Raw genomic sequence first — 17,177 nt, 5'->3', positions numbered from 1 at the left:
TCCTTCAGGAGGCGGGGAGGTGCGGGGCGACCTCGTCGGCGGCGTCGGTGCCGAAGGCCTCGGCGAACCGGGCCAGGAAGGGCTCGCGCGGCAGCGAGTACTCCTGGGTGCCGACCACCTCGACCGCCGCCGTCGCCACGGCCGAGCCGACCTGGGTGGCCCGCTCGACACCCAGCCCCCACTGCCGCGCGGCGACGAAGCCGGCGCGCAGCGCGTCACCGCCGCCGGTGGGCTCCACCGGCTTGGTCTCCGGGACGGCGATGACCTCGATCATCTCGGCGTCGGCCCGCTCGACGCGCACCCCGTTGGCGGCCCGGGTGGTGACCCAGGTGCCGACCCGGGCGAGCACCTCGGCGTCGGTCCAGCCGGTCTTCTGCAGCAGCAGGGCGTGCTCGTACTCGTTGGTGAACAGCAGGTCCGCGCCCTCGACCAGCTCGCGGATCAGCTCACCGTCGGCCCACGCCAGCTGCTGGGAGGGGTCGGCGAGGAACGGGTAGCCGCGCTCCCGGCACTCCCGGGTGTGCTGCGCCATCGCGGTGGGGTCGTTGGGCCCGACGACGACCAGGTCGACCCCGCCGACCCGCTTCTCCACCGGCGCCAGCTCGATCAGCGAGGCCTCCGACATCGCACCCGAGTAGAAGGAGGCGATCTGGTTGTTGGCCGCGTCCGTCGTGCAGGTGAAGCGGGCGGTGTGCTTCAGCTCCGACCAGTGCACGCTGCCGGTGTCCACGCCGTGCCGGGTCAGCCACGAGTCGTAGTCGTCGAAGTCGCTGCCGACCGCACCGACCAGCACCGGCCGCAGGCCGAGCAGCCCCAGCCCGTAGGCCATGTTCGCCCCGGCACCGCCACGGTGCTGCACCAGGTCGTCGACGAGGAAGGAGAGGGAGACGTTCTCCATCTTCCCCTCGACGAACTGGTCGGTGAACCTGCCGGGGAAGGTCATCAGGTGGTCGGTGGCGATCGAACCGGTCACGACGACGGACATGGGGGCGACCCTCTCGGGGGAACGGCGGCCACCAGGAACCGCGGGACCCCGGACCGGTGACGAGCACCGGGGCGTCACCAGGGTAGGAGTCACCCGGGCAGGCTGCCCATGGGGTGCCGCGCGGCAGGTCAGTCGGCCAGCGCCCGGCGCAGCTGCACGCCGAGCTGCGCCGTCCCGACCACCCCGAGCAGGCAGCCGACCGCCGCGCCGGCGGTGACCACCTCCACGGCCAGGCCGAGTCCGGCGACCACCCCGGCCCCGCCCAGCGTGAGGCCGGCCATCGCGACCCGGGTCGGGCGTTCCCAGACCGAGATGGCGCCGGTCTCGCTGACCCCGGCCTGCCCGGCCCGGGCGCGCAGGTAGTCCGGCAGCCAGCAGAGCGCGCCGAAGGCCGCGGCCAGCCAGCCGGGGGCCCCGGCAGCCCAGAAGGCCAGCGCGTAGGCGACCTCGGTCAGCCGGTCGACCGCCGAGTCCAGGACGAAGCCGCGCCGGGACGCCCGGCCGCCGGCGATGGCCAGCGCCCCGTCCAGCGAGTCCAGCAGGCCGGAGAGCCCGACGAGCACCCCGCTCAGCACCAGCCAGGCGCCTCCCGCGGCCGCCGGCCCGACGGCCGCGCCGGCGACGACCAGGCCGAGCGCGGTGGCGACCAGCGGGGAGAGCCGGGCCACCGGCACGGCCAGCGTGTAGGCGAGGGTCAGCCAGCCGTGCACCAGCCGGCTGTCGGCGGGGTCGGTGCCGCCGTGCCAGTGGGACCAGGCCGCCAGGTACTCGTCGCGGCTCAGCACCGCTGCAGTCCACCACGTCGCCGGTGCAGGTGGCGCACAGCGCGAGCGGGGACAGTGGGTGCGTGCTCGCCGGTCTGTCCCCCGCCCGCCGCCGCCTCGCGCTGGCGCTGCTGGCCCTCGTCGTGGTCGCCGCCGCCGTGGTCGCCGCCGTCGTCGTCCCCCGGCTGTCCGGCGGCGAGCACGGGACCGCGGCGGCGGCGCAGGACGACACGCCCGGGCCGGTGCTGCTCGTGCCGGGGTACGGCGGCTCGACCTCCTCGCTGCGGCCCCTCGCCGACCGGCTGACCGCCGCCGGCCGCGACGCCACCGTGGTGGCGGTGCCCGGTGACGGCACCGGGGACCTCACCGCCTCCGCCGACGCGCTCGGCACCGCGGTCGACGAGGCGCTGGCGCGCACGGGCGCGCGCAGCGTCGACGTCGTCGGCTACTCCGCCGGCGGGGTGATCGCCCGGATCTGGGCCGCCGATGGCGGTGCCGACCAGGCCCGGCGGGTCCTCACCCTCGGCTCGCCGCACCACGGCACCACCCTCGCCGACCTGGCCGCCGGCATCCTCCCGGCGGACTGCCCGGAGGGCTGCCAGCAGCTGACCACCGACAGCGCCCTGCTGGCCGGGCTGAACGCCGGCGACGAGACCCCGGCCGGCCCCAGCTGGGTCTCGGTCTGGACGACGGCCGACGAGACCGTCACCCCGCCGGACTCCGCCCGGCTGGCGGGGGCGGTGGAGCTGCCGGTGCAGGACGTCTGCCCGGGCTCCCGGGTCGGCCACGGCCAGCTGCCCTCCGATGCTCTCGTCCAGGGCATCGTGCTGGCCGAGCTGGCCGCCGGCCCGCCCGTGGAGCTCACCGCCGCCGACTGCGCCCGGTTGTCCGCCGCGGGTTAGGAGCTGATGTCCTTGGTGGTGAAGTTCGCCCAGGCCGCGCCGAGCAGCACCACCACGTAGACGCCCTGCAGGGCGCACCCCCGGACGACGTCCCGCCACAGGATCGGCTCGCGGAACAGGTCGACGAAGGCCAGCCAGTACCGGGTCGGCAGGTAGGGCGCGAAGGACGAGGCGGCGTCCAGGGTGAACAGCAGCGAGGACGCCACCAGGATGCCGAGCGCGCCGAGCATCGCCGCCAGCGGTGAGTCGGTGAGCGTGGAGAAGAACAGCGCGAAGGCCGCGACCCCGAGCATGGAGACGGCCACGTAGCCGATCGCCATCAGCGTGCGCCAGGCGATCTCGGTGGAGCTCAGGGCCGTGCCGGACACCGAGGTCCCGCCGAGCGGCTGCACGTCGAACAGCAGCCGGCCCACCAGGTAGCCCACCACGGCGACGACGAACACGGTCACCAGGACGAACACCATGATCGAGACGAGCTTGGCCACCAGCAGCCGGGTGCGCCCGGCGGGCCGGGCCAGCAGGTAGCGCAGGGTGCCGCCCTGCGCCTCACCGGCCACCGAGTCACCGGCGATGAGCGCGACGGCGATCGGCAGGAACAGCGGCAGGACGATGGCCAGCGCGGCCAGCGGGTACAGGGTGCCGTTGGTGAGCACGGCGGAGAGGAACACCGGCCCCTCCCCCGGCCGCGGCGCCAGGTCGGTGAGCGCCAGCAGCACCGCCACCAGCACCGGCAGCGCGTTGAGCAGCGCGATGGTCACCCAGGTGCGGGGACGCCGGAACAGCTTCCGCAGCTCGACGGCGATCACCGGCGCGACCTCTCCCCCGGCGCGTCCACCCGGTCGGCGCTGCTGCTCGCCGCGGCCAGCACCACCTCCTCCAGGGACGGGCGCTGCAGCCGCAGCCCGGTGACCGGCACCCCGGCGGCCACCAGCGCGGCGTTCACCTCGGCCGGGTCCGCACCGCGCACCACCGCGGAGCCGGCGTCCAGGTCGAGGATCCGGCCGTCCAGCGCCGCGCGCACCCGCTGCGGGTCGGGGGTCTCCACGACCGTCGCGCCGGTGGGGGCGGTGAGGGTGGCCAGCTGGTCCTGCAGCACGAGCCGGCCGCGGTCCAGCACGCCCACCCGGCTGCACAGCTGCTCGACCTCGGCCAGCAGGTGGCTGGAGAGGAACACCGTCGTCCCGCCGCGGTGCAGCTCCAGCAGCAGGTCGCGGATCTCGTGGATGCCCTGCGGGTCCAGCCCGTTGGTGGGCTCGTCGAGCACCAGCAGCTCCGGACGGCGGAGCAGCGCAGCTCCGAGGCCGAGGCGCTGGCGCATGCCCAGCGAGTACGCCTTCACCGGCTTGCGGCCGACCCCGGCGAGCCCGACCTGCTCGAGCACCGTGTCGATGCGGGCCGTGCGGGTGCGCCGCGAGCCGCCCGGGCCGGCGGCGTCCAGCAGGGCCAGGTTCGCCCGGCCGGACAGGTGCCCGTAGTGCGCCGGGCCCTCGATCAGCGCGCCGACCCGCGGCAGCACCCGGCGGGCGCCCTTCGGCATCGGCTCGCCCATCAGCTGCACCGTGCCCGAGGTCGGCAGCACCAGGCCGAGCAGCATCCGCACCGTCGTCGTCTTGCCCGAGCCGTTGGCGCCCAGGAAGCCGTAGACGTCCCCGGCCCGGACGTCGAGGTCGATCCCGTCGACGGCGCGCAGCCGGCCGTACCTCTTGGTCAGTCCCTCGGTGCCGATGACGGTGCTCAGCTGTCCCCTCCGGTCAACTCGGTCGCGGCGGCGGCCAGCGCGTCCAGGCTCACCGTGCCGGCGAGCAGCACCGGGCCGTCCGGGCCGTCGACCAGCATCAGGCCCAGCGGTCCGGATGCGATCCGGACGCCGAGGTCGTCGACCACCGCCCCGGGCGCGACGACGAGGGCGTCGAGCAGCGGCCCGGCCACCTGCCCGGGCAGCGGGCTGACCGCCAGCAGGGTGATGCCGCGGCCGTAGACGCCCACCGACCGGGGTGCGCCGTCGATGCTGCGCCGGTCGAGCCCGGCCAGCGCCGCGGGGAGCCGGGACCGGCCCTCCCGGCCGGCGCGGGAGGCGGCCTGGAGCAGCTGGGCGTCCTGGCCCTCGCGCACGTCGGCGCCCGGTGGCACCGCGAAGGCGGTGACGGAGGCCGCTGGGGTGCCCAGCTCGAGCGAGAGGAACCCGGTGTCCAGGGCGGGTCCGGCGGCACCGTCGGCGACCACCTGCACCCGCAGCGGGACGCCGCTGTCCGCGTCCACCCAGACGTCGACCCGGGCGACCGACGACGCCTCCTCGGCCGGGACGACGCGCAGACCGAGGGCGTCCCGACCGGCGACCCGCTCGGCGCCCAGCCGGCTCAGCTCGTCGTCGTGGGCCTCGGACAGCAGCCGGCGCCCCAGGGCGCTGGGCAGCAGGTCGGAGGCGGTGGGCAGGGCGAGCGGGGCCGGGGGCGTGCGGGTCGCCGTGGCGTGCACGTAGTCCCAGGTCCAGCTGCCGCCGGCGTCGGCGTGCACGTCGGTCTCCCCGGTGGGCGTGACCACGTCGACCCGCCAGTCGTCGGCACCGCGGTACCAGGCCCGCATCGTGGTCCGGTCGCTGAGCAGGTCGGCGACGTCGGTCAGCTGGTCGCCCACGGGCAGGGACAGCCCACCGGCGGCCTGCGCGTAGCCGGAGAACGCGACGTCGGCGGACCCGAGCGCCCGCTGCCGCAGGCCGCCCGCCGACGTGGCGGCGTCGGAGGCCGGCAGCGCGGCGACCAGCGACGGCAGGGCGGCGAGCACGGCGACGGCGACCCCGACCACGGCCCACCGGCCGGCCGCTCCGTTCCGTCGCCCAGCCACCCGGCCACGGTACGTCGCACCGGCCGGGTGGCTTCTTGAACCCTCATGGTGGCCGCTGCGGCCGCCGCTGCGGTGCGCCGTCGGCGCGGGCGCCCACCGGTGCGGCAGGGTACAGGCGTGTCCGAGGGAGCCCGGCCGTTGTGGCCCGAGCGGTACCTCACCGACGGTCGCCTGGTCATCGGTCCCGGCCCGCGGCCGGCCGTGCCCCGCGGCACCGCGCGGGACCGGGTCGTGTCGGCGGTGGCCGGGCTGGACTGGCTGGCCCGGTGCGGGCGCGGGTGGCGGCGGCTGGACCGCCCCGGGCGGACGCTCGCCTGCGTGCTGGCGGTCGGGCTCAGCGGTGGCCTGGCGCTGCTGGTGCCGCTGGCCGGCGTCGCCGTGGTCCGGCACCGCGAGGAGCAGGTGCGCACGGAGCTGCGCCGGCCGGCCGCGCCGCCGGAGGTGACCCTGGCCGCCTGGGACACCATCGAGGCCCGGGTGGCCGGCGCCGCCAGCCGTGCCTGGGCCGAGACGCTGCGCGAGCCGTCCTGGCACTCCCCCTTCCTCACCGCCACCCGCGCGGCGTTCGACGGGGAGGCCGAGGTCGGCCAGGTGGTCGCGCTGGCCGACCGGATCCGGCAGGCCCGCGCCGGGCTCGGCGCCCGGCCCACCGGCCCCGCCGCCGAGTTCTGGGACCGGCAGCAGACCGCCCTGGACGACGCCGCCCACCGGCTGGGCCGGCGCGCCGATGCCCTCATCCGGCACCGCGACCAGGCGGCCGCCCTCTCCGGGGAGCTGCAGCACCTCGCCGACCTGGAGCGGATGGAGCGCAGCGCCGCCGAGGTCGACGTCCTCACCGTCGAGACCGCGTACGGGCCGGGTCGGCGGGACGGCGGGCTGGGCGACGTCGCCGAGGGCATCGCCGCGGTGCGGCACGCCATGACCGACCTGGTCGACCTGATGACCGGCACCCGCGCTCCGCTCGCGCTGCCGCCCGAGGCTCCCGGCTGACCGTGCGGGCCGTCCGGTCACCACCTACGGTCGGTCACCATGGCCGCCCCGATCAGCGACGCCGTCGTCGTCGACGTGCTGCGCCGCGTGGACCGCGGGCTCGGGCCGCTGGTGCAGATGCTCGGCCGCCCGCCGCAGCTGCCCCCGGCCCAGCGGGCCGCCTGGTGGGCCCACCAGGTCGGCCGGGTCGCCGCCGGGGTCTCCGCGGCGCCGCGGTTCGCCGGCCGGCTCGCCAACCTCCTCCCGCTGCAGAACACCGTGGGCTCGGCCGTGCAGGCGCTCGTCGTCCTCGGCGTGGCCCGCGAGCACGGGCTGACCGGGCAGGCCGACCGGGTCGCACTGCTGGCGAGGGTGCTGCTGGACCGGGACCTGCCGGCCGACCGGGTCGAGCCCCTGCTGGCCCGCAGCCGCGGGGTCTACGTCGACGAGGCGCTGGGCGACGACCGGTCCGGGGCGGACGGCGTGGCCCGCAGCCTGTGGCGGGCGGCCCGGCTGCTCGGCCGGATCGACGACGCGCTGGACGCCCGGCCCAAGGGCAAGCTGCGGCACCGGGCGCTCGCCCAGCTGCCGGTGGTCGGCGTGGTGGGCGGCTACGCGGCCGAACGGGAGGCCCTGCGCCGGGCCGCCCGGCAGGCCGAGGAGCTCCTCAGCGCGCCGGTCGCGCTCCTCCGCTGAGGACGTCGGCCCGGGCCAGGGCCTGGAACACCTCCCGCGTGGCCGTCGACCGGTTCATGGTGATGAAGTGGATGCCGGGCACGCCCTCGGCGACCAGCCGGCGGCACATGTCGGTCGCCACCTCCACCCCGTAGTCGCGCACCGCCCGCTTGTGCTCGGGGCTGTCGCCGTCCAGCTCGGCGAACCGGTCGGCGAGCTCGGTGGGGAAGGCCTGCCCGGACAGCTCCACGATCCGGGTGATCTGCCGGGCGCTGGTCACCGGCATGACCCCGGCGATGAGCGGGACGTCGCAGCCCCGGGCGGCGACCCGGTCGCGCAGCCGCAGGTAGTCCTCGACCCGGAAGAACATCTGGGTGACCGCGAAGTCCGCGCCGGCCCGGCACTTGGCGACGAACATGTCGGTGTCGGACTCCAGGTCCGGCGAGCGGGGGTGCCGCTCGGGGAAGGCCGCCACCCCGACGCAGAAGTCGCCGATGCCCTTGATCAGCTCGACCAGCTCGGCGGCGTAGCGCAGCCCCTGCGGATGGGGGACCCACTCGGCCTGCGGGTCGGCGCCCGGCGGGTCGCCGCGCAGCGCGAGGAGGTTGCGCACCCCCGCCGCGGCCAGCCGGCTGACCACGTGCCGCAGCTCGCCGGTGCTGTGGTCGACCGCCGTCAGGTGCGCCAGCGGGAGCATGGTGGTGTCGGTGGCGATCCGCTCGGTGACCGAGACGGTGCCCTCGCGGGTGGAGCCGCCGGCGCCGTAGGTGACGGAGACGAACGAGGGGCGCAGCTGCTCGAGCTGGCGCAGCGCGGTCCACAGCTGGGCCTCGGCCGCGTCGTCCTTGGGCGGGAAGAACTCGAAGGACCACGTGGGCTGCTCGGTCTGCAGCAGCTCGCGCACGGTGCCGGTCATGACCGGTGAGCGTACGGGCGCCGGGGCGTGCACGGAGCAGCACCTCGGGTCACCGGAATAGCACCCCGCCGAGTTGGGCAATACTCGCCCTGTGACAGTCGGGACGCAGCAGCGTGAGACCACCGTCGACGGCCCTCCGGGGGAACTCGCCGTCCCGACCCTGGCGGCCGCCGACCTCGATCGGCTGCGCACGTCCGTGGAGGCCGCGCTGGGCTCCTTCCTCACCGAGCAGCGCGCGACGCTGGCCGGCATGGCCGACGAGCTGGTGCCGGTGGCCGACGAGGTCGCCGCGGTGGCCGGCGCGGGGAAGCGGCTACGGCCGGCCTTCGCCTACTGGGGCTGGCGGGGCTTCGTCGACCACGACGACCCGGCCGCCGAGCCCGACGACGCGGTGCTCCGGGCCGTCGCCGCCCTCGAGCTGGTGCACAGCAGCGCCCTGGTGCACGACGACGTGATGGACGCCGCCGACACCCGTCGCGGCCGTCCGGCCACGCACGTCGGCTTCGCCGGCCGGCACGGCGGCGCCCAGCTCGACGGCGACGCGGACACCTTCGGCGTGGGCGCGGCGATCCTGGTCGGCGACCTGGCGCTGGTCTGGTCCGACGAGCTGCTGCGCTGCTCGGGCATCTCCCCCGAGGCGCTGGCCCGGGCCCGTCCGGTCTGGGACACCATGCGCACCGAGGTGACCGCCGGGCAGTACCTGGACCTGCTCCGCGCCGCCGGTGGCCTGCCCGGCCCGGCCGGTGCGCTGAAGGTGGCGCGCTACAAGAGCGCCGGCTACACCGTGCAGCGGCCGCTGCAGCTGGGCGCGGCCCTGGCCAGCGCCGGGCCCGACGCGCTGGAGGTGTGCACCGCCATCGGCCTGCCGCTGGGCGAGGCGTTCCAGCTCCGCGACGACGTCCTGGGGGTGTTCGGCAACCCCGCGGTCACCGGCAAGTCCGCCGACGACGACCTGCGCGAGGGCAAGCGCACGCTGCTGGTCGCGCTCACCGAGGAGGGCACCGACGACGCCGGCCGGGCGCTGCTGGCCGACGCGCTGGGCAACTCGGCGGCGAGCGCCGACGAGCTGGACGGCGTCCGGTCGCTGATGACCCGTAGCGGCGCCCTGGACCGGGTCGAGGAGCGGATCGCCGAGCAGACCCGCCGCGCCCGGGAGGCGATCGCCGCCGCCGCGCTGGCCGCCGACGCCGGCCGGGCACTGGACGCCCTGGCGGTCGCCGCCACCACCCGCGCCGCGTGACCGAGCTCGCGAGGTCACGGCGGGGCCGCAGCAACCGGACCCTGCGCACCGTCCCCGGCCGCACCGACCGGGTCGTCGTGGTCGGAGCCGGCCTGGCCGGGCTGTCGGCGGCGCTGCGGCTGCGCGGCGCCGGCCGTGAGGTGACCGTCGTCGAGCGCGGCAGCGGCCCCGGCGGTCGGGCCGGCGTGCTGACCCGGTCGGGCTACACGCTGGACACCGGCCCGTCGGTCTTCACCGCCCCCGAGCTGCTGGCCGGCGCCTTCGCCGCGGTCGGCGAGCGGATGGAGGACCGGCTCACCCTGCTCCCCCTCGACACCACCTACCGGGCCCAGTTCGCCGACGGCGAGCACCTGGACGTGCACGCCGACCGCGCCGCCTTCGCCGGCGAGGTGGAGCGGCTCTGCGGGCCGGCCGAGGCCGCCGCCCTGCACCGCTACCTCGACGACCTGGCCGAGCTGTACCGGCTGCAGCTGCGCACCTTCATCGACCGCAACCTGGACTCCCCGCTGGACCTGCTGGGCCCGGAGCTGCTCACGCTGGTGCGCCGGGGCGGCTTCCGCCGGCTGTCGGACCACGTCGCCGGCTTCTTCACCGACGAGCGGCTGCGCCGGCTGTTCAGCTTCCAGGCGCTCTACGCCGGGGTCTCGCCGTTCCGGGCGATCGCCGCCTACGCCGTGATCGCCCAGCTCGACATCGGCGCGGGGGTGTGGCACCCGGTCGGCGGGATCGGCGCCGTCCCCCGGGCGATGGCCGCGGCGGCCGCCGACGCCGGCGTGCAGTTCCGCTGGGACACCGACGTGACGGACCTGGAGATGGCCGGCGGCCGGGTGACCGGGGTGCGGCTGGCCGACGGCGAGCGGCTGACGCCGGACGCCGTCGTCGTCACCACCGACGCCCCGCACCGGCTGGTGCCCCAGCTGCGCGGACCCCGCCGGCCGGTCTACTCGCCCTCCTGCGTGGCGCTGCACCTCGGGGTGCGCGCCGAGCTGCCCGGGCAGGCGCACCACACGATCAGCTTCGGCGCGGCCTGGGAGCAGGTCTTCGACGAGCTGACCCGCGACGGCCGGCCGATGAGCGACCCGAGCCTGCTGATCAGCATGCCGTCGGTCTCCGACCGGTCGCTGGCGCCCGAGGGCGGCCAGGTGCTCAGCGTCGTCGCGCCGACACCGAACCTCGACCCGCGCAGCGGCGGGAACCCCGACCTGGACTGGCCGGCGCTGGCGCCGCGCTACCGCGAGGAGCTCGTGCAGACGCTGGAGGCCCGGGGCTGGACCGGCATCGGGGACGCCGTCGAGGTGGAGGAGCTGCTGACCCCGGTGGACTGGGCGGCGCAGGGCATGGCCGCCGGCACCCCGTTCGCGCTCGCCCACACCTTCGGGCAGACCGGCCCGTTCCGGCCCTCGACGCTGCCCCGGCAGGGTCCGGAGAACGTGGTGCTGGCCGGGTCCTCGGTGCAGCCGGGGGTCGGTGTCCCGATGGTCGTGATCAGCGGCCGGCTCGCCGCCGAGCGGATCACCGGGCGGGTCTCGTGATCCCCCCGACCCGGGCCGCCCAGCAGGCCGCGCTGGACGCCGCCTACGCGCACTGCGCGGCGATCGCCGCGCGGCACGGCAAGAGCTACCACCTGGCCACCCGGCTCCTCACGCCCGACCGCCGTCCCGCGGTGCACGCGCTGTACGCCGCCGCCCGGACCGCCGACGACTTCGTCGACGTGCCCGGTGCCGACCCCTCGGGTGACCTGGCGACCTGGTCGAAGGCGCTGCTGGACGAGCTGTCCGGCGGCTGGTCCGACGACCCGGTGCGGCTGGCGCTGGTGCACACCTACCGGCGCTACGAGATCCCGCTGGAGCACCTGGTCGACTTCCTCGCCGCGATGACCAGCGACCTCGACGTCACCGGCTACGCCGACCTGGACGCCCTGGACCGGTACATGTGGGGCTCGGCCTCGGTGATCGGCCTGCAGGTCCTGCCCGTCCTGGGCACGGCACCCGGCGTCGCCCGGGAGGAGGCCGCACCGCACGCCATCGCCCTGGGCGAGGCCTTCCAGCTGACCAACTTCCTGCGGGACGTCGCCGAGGACGTCGACCGGGGCCGGGTGTACCTGCCCGAGGACCTGATGACCGCCCACGGGGTGACCCGCGAGCAACTGGCCGCGCGGCAGTTCTCCCCCGGCTTCCGCGAGCTGATGAAGGAGATGGTGGCGGTCACCCGCCGCCGTTACGACGACGCCGCCCCGGGCACGCCGCTGCTGGCCCGGGAGTCCCGGGACTGCGTGCGGGCCGCCACCGCGCTCTACGGCGGCATCCTGACCGAGATCGAGAAGGCCGACTACCGGGTGCTCGATCGCCGGGTGCGGGTGTCCAGGCCGCGGCGCCTGGCGGTGTTCGCCCGCCGGTTGACCGCCGCCCAGCTGGCCAGGGTCAGCACGACCAGGGCGAAGCCGAACAGCAGGTCCTCGACCGGGGCGTAGGCGATCCGCGGGCCCCAGATCGCGTCCGGGTCGTAGGTCACCACGTCCAGTCCGGTGAGCACGCCGTTCATCAGCAGCTGGAAGACGATCACGATCGCGTAGGCGACCCAGAACACCGGCCGGGTGACCATCCGGGTGCGCAGCACGACCAGGTCGACGACCAGCACCGCGACCAGGACGACGACGGCGACCTGCGAGTAGGTCATCGCCGCTCCGCCTCCTCGTTCACCGGCCCGACTCCGCGCGCCGGTCCGCTGCTCGCTCGCTGGCGCTCGCTGCGATGCTCCCGGCGCCGTCGTCGGGCGGCACCGGATAACCGGCGTCCCAGCCGGTCACCTTCCGCACCGCCTCCAGCGCCAGCACCGCGCAGACCGGGACGACGAGGAAGAACAGCACCTCCTCCACCGGGATCCCACCGGGCAGCCGGACGTCCAGGGTGCGCGAGGCGCTGTAGTCCCAGTGCCCGGCGGCGATCGCGTAGAGCACCCACCCGACGAACACGACGAACTCCGGGACGACGGCCAGCAGCAGCCGCCGCCAGCGCGCGTAGACCCGCACGCCGAGCAGCAGCTCCAGCGGCGCGGTCACCACGAGGCAGCCGACCAGCAGCGACAGGTAGGTCAGGTGCCCCATCAGCCGGGAGCTAGAGCGCCAGGGCCTGGGCCCGGCGGGTGACCTCGGTGTGCCGGTCGCCGCGCAGGGCCTCGATCGGCGTCCCGGGCAGCGAGTCGTCGGCGCGGAAGAGCCACTCGAAGGCCTCCTCGTCGGTGAACCGGCCGTCGTAGAGCACCGTCAGCAGCCCGGGCAGGTGCTTGAGGACCGCGCCGTCCTGCAGGAAGTCCGCCGGGATCCGGCTGTTGCCGCTGCCCGGCACGGCCATGAGCTTCCGCTCGGCGATGAGCTGGCGGACCTTGTTGGCCGAGACGCCGAGCTGCTCGGCGACCTCCGCAGGGGTGAGCGTGTCCATAGGCTCCCAGCCTATGGCGAGCGGAGACGACGCGGCGAACGGTCCCCGGCTGACCCAGCGGCAGCGGGGCGCCGACGAGCCGGCGCTGCCGGACGACCCGGACCGGGAGCCCCCGTTCCTGGACCTCGCTGCGCTGGAGCAGCAGGCCCGCGCACGGCTGTCCCCCGACGTCTACGACTACTACGCCGGCGGAGCCGGTGCCGAGACCACGCTGACCGAGGCGCCCGCCTCCTGGCGGGCCTGGCGGCTGCGCCCACGGGTGCTGCGCGGCGTGCAGACGCCGCAGCTGGGCACGACGCTGCTGGACAGCGAGGTCCGCACGCCGATCGGCGTCGCCCCCTGGGCCTACCAGGGCATGGCCCACCCGGACGGCGAGCGGGCCACCGCCCGGGGCGCCGCCGCGACCGGGGCCCTGATGACCGTCTCGACCAGCGCCACCACCTCGCTGGAGGACGTCGCCGCGGTCATCCCGGCCGGCCCGCGCTGGTTCCAGCTCTACCGGCTGCACTCCCCCGGGCACACCGACGACCTGGCCCGCCGGGCCGGGCAGGCCGGGTACGCCGCCCTGGTGCTGACCGTCGACCTGCCGGTGCTGGGACGGCGGCTCCGCGACCTCCGATCGGACTTCGCGCTGCCCGCCGGGCTGCTGCTGGCCAACCACCCGCCGGTGCAGGGGACCCAGCCGCCGCTGCAGGCGGCCGCGACCCCGAGCTGGACCTTCGCCGACATCGAGCGGTTCGCCGCCGTGTCGGGCCTGCCGGTGGTGGTCAAGGGCGTGCTCCGCGGCGACGACGCCGCGCGCTGCGTGGCCGCCGGCGCGTCGGCGGTGTGGGTGTCCACCCACGGCGGACGGCAGGCCGACCCGGCCGTCGCCAGCGCCGAGGCGCTGCCCGAGGTGGTGGCGGCGGTCGGTGCCGACGCCGAGGTCTACGCCGACGGCGGGATCCGGACCGGGTCCGACGTGCTGACCGCGCTGGCGCTGGGTGCCCGGGCGGTCTTCCTGGGCAGGCCGACGACGTGGGGGCTGGCCGCCGGGGGCGCCGACGGCGTGGCGCGGGTCCTCGGCGGGCTGACGGAGGAGCTGGCGCACACCATGGCCCTGTGTGGTCAGGACGACGTGCGCGCGGTGCCCCGGGACACCGTCGTCCGGACGCCGTGGTCACCGCGCTGAACGCGACGCGCGGCGCGGGTCCGGTCCGCGGGCGCGCCGTGGCCGCCGACCCCGCCGCGCGTCCACCTCGGCTGCCCCACCCGACACCCCTGGCCACTCCAGGACTCAGGTGTCCAGACCGTGACCGCGCCGCCCGTGTTGCACGGGCCGCCGACTGCTCTCCGCTCCTAGACTCGCCCCCGTGGACACCGTCGTGACCGACCCCGTGGTCGGCCTCCTCCTCGAGGGGCGCTACCGCCTCGAGGAGCGGCTGGCGCGCGGCGGGATGTCGACCGTGTACGCCGCCACCGACCTGCGGCTGGACCGCACGGTCGCGGTCAAGGTCATGGCCGAGCACCTGGCCCACGACCCGGCGTTCGTCGACCGGTTCACCCGCGAGGCCCGGGCCACCGCGATGCTCAGCCACGTCAACGTGGTGTCGGTCAGCGACCAGGGCTCGGACCAGGGGCTGGTGTACCTGGTGATGGAGCTGGTCCGCGGCCGCACGCTGCGCGACCTGCTGCAGGCCCGCGGCCGGCTCACCGTCGGGGAGGCGTTCGCCGTCCTGGAGCCGGTGCTCGCCGGGCTGACCGCCGCCCACCGGGCCGGCATCGCGCACCGCGACGTGAAACCCGAGAACGTGCTGATCTCCACCGACGGCCAGGTCAAGGTCGCCGACTTCGGGCTGGCCCGCGCGGTGGCCGGCACCGGGCAGACCAGCCACACCGGCGGGGTGCTGATCGGCACGGTCGCCTACCTGTCCCCGGAGCAGCTCGAGCGTGGCCGCAGCGACGCCCGCAGCGACGTCTACGCGGCCGGGATCATGTTCTACGAGCTGCTCACCGGGCACCCGCCCTACGCCGGGGACAGCGCGCTGGCCGTGGCCTACCAGCACGTGCACCACGACGTCCCGGCCCCGTCGTCCGAGGCGCCCGGCGTGCCCTGGCAGGTCGACGAGCTGGTCGCCCGCACCACCCGGCGGGACCCAGCGGCCCGGCCGCTGGACGCCGGGGCCTTCCTCGCCGAGCTCACCGACCTGCGCGCCGACCTGGGCCTGGCCCGGGTCCCGGTGCCCACCGGCCGCCCGGCCGACAACCCCACCCAGACGCTGCGCCCGACCAACCGGCCCGTGGCACCGCGGCCGCGGCACCCCAGCGCCCCTGGCGGCGCACCGCGCACCGAGGTGCTCGGCGGTCGGGTGGACCGCACGCGCGGCACCACCGTGCTGCCCGGCACCGGCGCGGGCCCGACCACCGCGGTGGGCAGTGCCCGCCCCGGCCTGCCGCCCCGCTCACCGGCCGCCCGGGCGGGCGTGCCGCCGCACATCCGCCGTCGGCGGGCCCGGTTCGCGCTCGCCCTGGTGCTGCTGCTGGCGATCACCATCGGCGCCATCGGCTGGTGGCTGGGCTCGGGCCGCTGGACCGACGTCCCGGACCTGCTCGGCCAGGACAAGGACACCGCGATCGGCATGCTGCAGGAGGCCGGGCTGGACCCGGCCCTCGGCGAGGCGCAGTTCAGCGAGACCGTGCCGGAGGGCGAGGTCATCTCCGCCGACCCGCCCGGTGGCGGCGAGGCGATCCGCGGCACCGACGTGGAGATCGTCGTCTCCAAGGGCCAGGAACGGTTCACCGTCTCCGCCGAGCTCACCGGCCAGCCGGGCGACGACGTCCAGGCGCAGCTGCAGCGGGACTTCCCCCAGCTGACCTTCCAGCAGACCCAGGAGACCAGCGAGGACGTCGGCGCGGGCAACGTGATCCGCTTCGACCCGCCGGCCGGCACGCCGCTCCAGGCCGGCGCCACGGTCAGCCTCGTGGTCTCCTCCGGCCGGGCGCCGGTCAAGGTGCCCAACGTCGTGGGCCAGGCCCCGGACGCCGCGCAGGACACCCTCGAGCAGCTCGGCTTCGTCGTGAAGCGGGACACCGGCCGCAGCGCGGAGGTCGCCGAGGGCCAGGTCATGACGGTGAGCCCGGGCCCCGGCGACGCGCAGCGCTACGGCAGCACGGTCACCATCACCGTCTCCGAGGGCGTTCCGCAGGTCACCGTGCCCGACGTCGTCGGCAAGTCCGAGAAGGACGCCACCGCCGCGCTGAAGGACGCCGGCCTCAAGGCCTCCTCGACGTCGTTCATCGCCGGCGACCGCGTCTTCCAGCAGAGCCCCAAGGCCGGCGAGACCGTCGACCAGGGCAGCACCGTCCGCATCCTCATCAGCTTCGGGTGACCCCTCCTCCGTGACGTCCCTCGGTTCCTCCGCGCCTCCGATCGGGGCGCACGTCCAGATCAAGGGCGGCCTGGCGCGGGGCGGTCTGGCCTACACCGACGCGGTCGGTGCCCGCGCCGTCCAGGTGTTCGTCGGCAACCCGCGCGGCTGGAAGGCCAGCGCCGGCGACCCCGCCCAGGACGCCGCCTTCACCGCCGGCTGCGCCGAGCGTGGCGTGCCGTCCTTCATCCACACCCCGTTCCTGGTGAACGTCGGCTCGCCGAGCGCGGCGACGGTCGAGCAGTCGATCGCGACTCTCCGGCACAACCTCACCCGCGGCGCGCAGCTGGGCGTGCAGGGCGTCGTGGTGCACGCCGGCTCGGCCGTCGGCGCGGACCGCTACGAGGCCGCGCTGGCCCAGCTGCACGAGGAGCTGCTGCCGGTGCTCGACGAGCTCCCCGAGGGCGCACCCCGGCTGCTCGTCGAGCCCACCGCCGGCGGCGGGCGGTCGCTGGCCGCCACGGTCGAGGACCTCGGCCCGTACCTGGCCGCGCTCGACGGGCACCCGGCGGTCGGCGTCTGCTTCGACACCTGCCACGCCTGGGCCGCCGGTCACGACTTCTCGGTGCCCGGCGGGATGACGGCCACGCTGGACGCCCTGGTGGCCACGGTCGGTCCCGGGCGCCTCGGCCTGGTGCACGCCAACGACTCCCTCGACGCCTGCGGCTCGACCCGGGACCGGCACACGACCATCGGCGCCGGCTCGATCGGGACGGCGCCCTTCGCCGAGCTGCTCACCCACCCGGCGCTGGCCGGTGTGCCGGTCGTCGTCGAGACGCCCAGCGCCGACGACGGCCACACCAAGGACATCGCGCTGCTGGGCGCCCTGCGGGACGAGGCACCGCAGGTCGGTTGAGCTCCTCCGGCGGGCGCGCCTACGCCTCATCTCCATTCGGCGCGGCTTGACTGGGCGCAGCTGCGCGGTAGCCGCGCGCTTTGGAGAGAGAAGAGCTGCCGTGCACCTGACCAGAGGTCTGACCGCCATCGCGATCACCGCGATGACCGCCACCGTGATCGGGGTCACCGCCGGTCCCGCTGCCG

Annotated in this window: 17 protein-coding genes and 1 pseudogene; 9 read left to right on the top strand and 9 right to left on the bottom strand. The window is 76.1% G+C overall.

All coding sequences use genetic code 11. The annotated features are described in order from the left end of the window. Nucleotides 1–4: 4 nt before the first annotated feature. Together FHL80_RS22675 and FHL80_RS22670 are read right to left on the bottom strand one after the other, a co-directional pair. Nucleotides 5–985, bottom strand: a complete 981-nt coding sequence (locus FHL80_RS22675) for a carbohydrate kinase family protein (RefSeq protein WP_138735599.1) — start codon at nucleotides 983–985, stop codon at nucleotides 5–7. Between the two features lie 128 nt (nucleotides 986–1,113). Further along, a complete protein-coding gene (locus FHL80_RS22670; protein ID WP_138735598.1) occupies nucleotides 1,114–1,770 on the bottom strand; it encodes a CDP-alcohol phosphatidyltransferase family protein in 657 nt (218 codons plus the stop codon). A 62-nt stretch (nucleotides 1,771–1,832) separates the two neighbouring features. Between FHL80_RS22670 and FHL80_RS22665 the strand changes: the two genes are divergently transcribed. Next, on the top strand, nucleotides 1,833–2,651 hold the full coding sequence (locus tag FHL80_RS22665) for a lipase family alpha/beta hydrolase (protein ID WP_138735597.1): 819 nt from the start codon (nucleotides 1,833–1,835) through the stop codon (nucleotides 2,649–2,651). On the opposite strand, the gene FHL80_RS22660 is transcribed toward FHL80_RS22665, so the two are convergent. Genes FHL80_RS22660 through FHL80_RS22650 form a run of 3 tightly spaced genes read right to left on the bottom strand, consistent with a single transcriptional unit; the run spans nucleotide 2,648 to nucleotide 5,492 of the window. Beyond that, nucleotides 2,648–3,457 carry an ABC transporter permease gene (locus tag FHL80_RS22660; protein WP_138735596.1) on the bottom strand — a complete coding sequence of 270 codons (810 nt, stop codon included), beginning with the start codon at nucleotides 3,455–3,457 and terminating at the stop codon, nucleotides 2,648–2,650. The two genes, FHL80_RS22665 and FHL80_RS22660, sit on opposite strands and share 4 nt — an antisense overlap. After that, nucleotides 3,454–4,341: an ABC transporter ATP-binding protein gene (locus FHL80_RS22655; protein WP_246078887.1), complete on the bottom strand. Its 888-nt coding sequence runs from the start codon at nucleotides 4,339–4,341 to the stop codon at nucleotides 3,454–3,456. The genes FHL80_RS22660 and FHL80_RS22655 overlap by 4 nt, the downstream gene beginning before the upstream one ends. 44 nt (nucleotides 4,342–4,385) lie before the next feature. Beyond that, the gene (locus FHL80_RS22650; RefSeq protein WP_246078886.1) at nucleotides 4,386–5,492 is read right to left on the bottom strand and encodes a sigma-E factor regulatory protein RseB domain-containing protein; all 1,107 of its coding nucleotides are present in this window, start codon (nucleotides 5,490–5,492) and stop codon (nucleotides 4,386–4,388) included. A gap of 117 nt (nucleotides 5,493–5,609) precedes the next feature. Here FHL80_RS22650 and FHL80_RS22645 point away from each other — a divergent pair, with 117 nt between their 5' ends. After that, nucleotides 5,610–6,482, top strand: coding sequence for a serine/threonine-protein kinase (locus FHL80_RS22645; RefSeq protein ID WP_138735595.1), 873 nt, complete (start codon nucleotides 5,610–5,612; stop codon nucleotides 6,480–6,482). Between the two features lie 39 nt (nucleotides 6,483–6,521). Next, on the top strand, nucleotides 6,522–7,157 hold the full coding sequence (locus FHL80_RS22640) for a hypothetical protein (protein ID WP_138735594.1): 636 nt from the start codon (nucleotides 6,522–6,524) through the stop codon (nucleotides 7,155–7,157). Here the strand turns inward: FHL80_RS22640 and metF are convergent. Next, nucleotides 7,129–8,052, bottom strand: coding sequence for a methylenetetrahydrofolate reductase [NAD(P)H] (gene metF, locus FHL80_RS22635; protein ID WP_138735593.1), 924 nt, complete (start codon nucleotides 8,050–8,052; stop codon nucleotides 7,129–7,131). The two genes, FHL80_RS22640 and metF, sit on opposite strands and share 29 nt — an antisense overlap. Before the next feature lie 91 nt (nucleotides 8,053–8,143). Between metF and FHL80_RS22630 the strand changes: the two genes are divergently transcribed. The 3 genes from FHL80_RS22630 to FHL80_RS22620 are packed head-to-tail and all read left to right on the top strand — an operon-like array spanning nucleotide 8,144 to nucleotide 11,762. Next, complete coding sequence (locus FHL80_RS22630; protein WP_216870972.1) at nucleotides 8,144–9,292, top strand: polyprenyl synthetase family protein; 1,149 nt, start codon at nucleotides 8,144–8,146, stop codon at nucleotides 9,290–9,292. Next, nucleotides 9,289–10,824, top strand: coding sequence for a phytoene desaturase family protein (crtI, locus tag FHL80_RS22625; protein ID WP_216870971.1), 1,536 nt, complete (start codon nucleotides 9,289–9,291; stop codon nucleotides 10,822–10,824). Before FHL80_RS22630 ends, crtI begins: the two co-directional genes overlap by 4 nt. After that, nucleotides 10,821–11,762, top strand: a complete 942-nt coding sequence (locus tag FHL80_RS22620) for a phytoene/squalene synthase family protein (RefSeq protein WP_216870970.1) — start codon at nucleotides 10,821–10,823, stop codon at nucleotides 11,760–11,762. The genes crtI and FHL80_RS22620 overlap by 4 nt, the downstream gene beginning before the upstream one ends. Here FHL80_RS22620 and FHL80_RS26530 read toward each other — a convergent pair. From FHL80_RS26530 to FHL80_RS22605, 3 genes and pseudogenes are all read right to left on the bottom strand, one after another. After that, nucleotides 11,759–11,968: pseudogene (locus FHL80_RS26530) on the bottom strand (lycopene cyclase domain-containing protein); the annotation flags it as partial. The gene FHL80_RS22620 and the pseudogene FHL80_RS26530 overlap by 4 nt on opposite strands. A 19-nt stretch (nucleotides 11,969–11,987) precedes the next feature. Then, on the bottom strand, nucleotides 11,988–12,395 hold the full coding sequence (locus FHL80_RS22610) for a lycopene cyclase domain-containing protein (RefSeq protein ID WP_246078885.1): 408 nt from the start codon (nucleotides 12,393–12,395) through the stop codon (nucleotides 11,988–11,990). Between the two features lie 10 nt (nucleotides 12,396–12,405). Beyond that, the gene (locus FHL80_RS22605; RefSeq protein ID WP_138735591.1) at nucleotides 12,406–12,729 is read right to left on the bottom strand and encodes an Rv2175c family DNA-binding protein; all 324 of its coding nucleotides are present in this window, start codon (nucleotides 12,727–12,729) and stop codon (nucleotides 12,406–12,408) included. Between the two features lie 13 nt (nucleotides 12,730–12,742). On the opposite strand from FHL80_RS22605, the gene FHL80_RS22600 reads away from it, so the two are divergent. From FHL80_RS22600 to FHL80_RS22590, 3 genes are all read left to right on the top strand, one after another. Continuing rightward, complete coding sequence (locus FHL80_RS22600; protein WP_138735590.1) at nucleotides 12,743–13,900, top strand: alpha-hydroxy acid oxidase; 1,158 nt, start codon at nucleotides 12,743–12,745, stop codon at nucleotides 13,898–13,900. 181 nt (nucleotides 13,901–14,081) lie between these two features. Beyond that, nucleotides 14,082–16,097, top strand: coding sequence for a Stk1 family PASTA domain-containing Ser/Thr kinase (gene pknB / locus FHL80_RS22595; RefSeq protein ID WP_138735589.1), 2,016 nt, complete (start codon nucleotides 14,082–14,084; stop codon nucleotides 16,095–16,097). 10 nt (nucleotides 16,098–16,107) lie between these two features. Beyond that, on the top strand, nucleotides 16,108–16,992 hold the full coding sequence (locus tag FHL80_RS22590) for a deoxyribonuclease IV (RefSeq protein WP_138735588.1): 885 nt from the start codon (nucleotides 16,108–16,110) through the stop codon (nucleotides 16,990–16,992). Nucleotides 16,993–17,177: the final 185 nt, after the last annotated feature.

This window comes from Modestobacter excelsi (assembly GCF_005930495.1).
Taxonomy (GTDB): domain Bacteria; phylum Actinomycetota; class Actinomycetes; order Mycobacteriales; family Geodermatophilaceae; genus Modestobacter; species Modestobacter excelsi.
This window is presented reverse-complemented; position numbering and strand designations above follow the sequence as displayed.

Excerpts from the sequence above, each read along its gene's own strand:
- FHL80_RS22675 (WP_138735599.1), bottom strand. The coding sequence starts at position 985 with ATGTCCGTCGTCGTGACCGGTTCGATCGCCACCGACCACCTGATGACC.
- FHL80_RS22640 (WP_138735594.1), top strand. The coding sequence starts at position 6,522 with ATGGCCGCCCCGATCAGCGACGCCGTCGTCGTCGACGTGCTGCGCCGC.
- metF (WP_138735593.1), bottom strand. The coding sequence starts at position 8,052 with ATGACCGGCACCGTGCGCGAGCTGCTGCAGACCGAGCAGCCCACGTGG.
- FHL80_RS22610 (WP_246078885.1), bottom strand. The coding sequence starts at position 12,395 with ATGGGGCACCTGACCTACCTGTCGCTGCTGGTCGGCTGCCTCGTGGTG.
- FHL80_RS22605 (WP_138735591.1), bottom strand. The coding sequence starts at position 12,729 with ATGGACACGCTCACCCCTGCGGAGGTCGCCGAGCAGCTCGGCGTCTCG.
- FHL80_RS22600 (WP_138735590.1), top strand. The coding sequence starts at position 12,743 with ATGGCGAGCGGAGACGACGCGGCGAACGGTCCCCGGCTGACCCAGCGG.